This is a genomic window from Candidatus Neomarinimicrobiota bacterium (assembly GCA_034716895.1).
GTDB lineage: Bacteria > Fidelibacterota > UBA8477 > UBA8477 > JABMPR01 > JABMPR01.
On record JAYEKW010000184.1, the window covers coordinates 1 to 2,158 of the forward strand.

Annotated in this window: 1 protein-coding gene; it reads left to right on the top strand. The window is 41.9% G+C overall.

Translation table 11 applies throughout. The features are described 5' to 3' along the window. Positions 1-140 precede the first annotated feature (140 nt). Positions 141-2,036 carry an ATP-dependent helicase gene (locus U9Q77_11235; GenBank protein ID MEA3287929.1) on the top strand — a complete coding sequence of 632 codons (1,896 nt, stop codon included), beginning with the start codon at positions 141-143 and terminating at the stop codon, positions 2,034-2,036. Positions 2,037-2,158: the final 122 nt, after the last annotated feature.

Genomic DNA, 2,158 nt, shown 5'->3' on the forward strand with positions numbered 1-2,158 from the left:
AAAGCTTTGATGGATATTCTTGATTCCAGCAAGCCCAAGTATGCACCAGCAATTGCTGAAAAACTCTGTGAACTTGAGATAGAAAAATTCCCTCCAAAGGTTATTGACCTTTTCGAGAAAATCAAAGCTGGAGTAGTATTATGACCAAATTATCAACTGCACAATCTAATATTGTTCACGCCCCCATTGGTCAACCAATGCAGGTTCTGGCTTCGGCTGGCTCTGGCAAAACCCGAGTTTTGACCGAACGGGTACGGTACATCATTGAAAACACGCGTAAAGAGGGAGTTATCGCGCTTACCTTCACGAACAAGGCAGCCGAAGAGATGCTGGCGCGTCTTGATGATATGGAAGGGGTTGAAGAACGGTGCTGGATAGCTACTATCCATGCCGTGGCTCAACGCATCTTAGATCAATACGGTCATGCTATTGGTCTACCATCTGAATTACATATCTACGAACGCGATCAGGATCGCAAGACTGTTTTTCTGCAATCTCTGCGCGAGAATGGTGTAGATGTTGATGCATTCCTAAATGTATCTGACAAAAATACCAGAAAAAATCGGGAGCGGATTATCCAAAACTACATGGATCAGTTTTCCATTGTGAAGCGAGAATTGCTGAACGAAGAAGAAGTCAAAAAGAAATACGCAAGCGATGCTAACTTTTGGCTGATTTTTCAAGCCTATCATGATGCCTTACTCGAAAGTGGAGGCATAGATTTTGATGACATTCTCGTTTATGCTCACAGGATTCTTCTTGAGCAGCCATGGTGCGGGCAAATTTACCGTGCCAAATATAAGCATATCTGTGTGGATGAAGCACAAGACCTTAACAAAGCACAATACGAGTTTATCAAAGCCTTGTGTGGGGATAAAATCGAGAGCGTCATGATGGTAGGTGATCCTAATCAAATGATTTATAGATTCAATGGCTCATCTTATGATTATCTTTGTCAGCAATTTGTAAAAGATTTTAATCCAAGTAAATTCGAACTCAAAGAAAATTATCGAAGCTCAAAGGCAGTCATTCACATAGCCAACAAACTTAAGCCAGACTCACAAGTCGAGTCTGAATTCGCCCGAAAGGGTAAGAGCCAGATTGAAGAACAACAAGACGAAGAAAGTGAAGCACTATGGATATGCAATAAAATTAATGCGATGCTTCAGACAAAAAGCGATTCTGAAATTGAAGGTGAGATTTCCCTAAGCAACATGGTAGTCATCGCTCGTAATCGATTTGTTTTTCAGACTCTTGAGAAATACCTCGAAGAAAAGCAGATATCATACTCACTCAAAAAAGGAGAGCGTCAAGTGGAGCCTTCTTCTATTTTTGGAAAAGTTCTTGATCTCGCAATTCGTCTTCGTTTGAATCCGAAGGATTGGGTTGATGGTAAAAAGCTATGTGCGGTGTTGAAAATCAACATTCCTGACGCATGGGGTGGAGAGGACTTGTTGCAGAAGTTCGCTAATGTTGCACGTAACTCTGACATTCCATTCCCAGAAATCCAAGCGGATCTTCTAAGAGCAATTCAAGAACTCGACTTGGAACAGCCTAACATACTCAAGCTTTGTGGTAATTTCACGACAACAATTGGGGCATTAGGCTCTAATCCTTCACTTGAAGCTGATGGTGAACTTGAGCGATCCCTTCAAGAGCTTCAAGATTTCAGAGGGTGTTGGATCACTTTCAAGCGCAAAGGCTTAGGGGAGTCGCTTTCTTCCTTCCACAATGCGATGGCATTGGGCCAACTAACTGAAGACTATAACCCATTTGGACTAACGTTAAGTACGGTCCATACCATGAAGGGGTTGGAAAAAGACATTGTTTTTCTTATGGGGATGTGTGAGGGCGTGTTCCCTGACTATCGAGCTCATACTAAACAAGAAATTAAGGAAGAGCTCAATAATGCTTTTGTGGCTGTAACAAGATCCAAACGCTGGATTTACATTACTTATCCACGGCAGCGTAAAATGCCCTGGGGTAGTACCAAAGCGCAAAAGCCATCTCGATTTATTCTGGAGATGCGATCATGATGCAGGAATTGCTCACAGGCAAGACGAGGTTGGTATGAAAAAAGGAATAGAAAACACCCGTTTGTTTTTATCAATAAAGCAACTTATTGAGCAAGGTAAACAGCAAATTGCCATATCTGTAA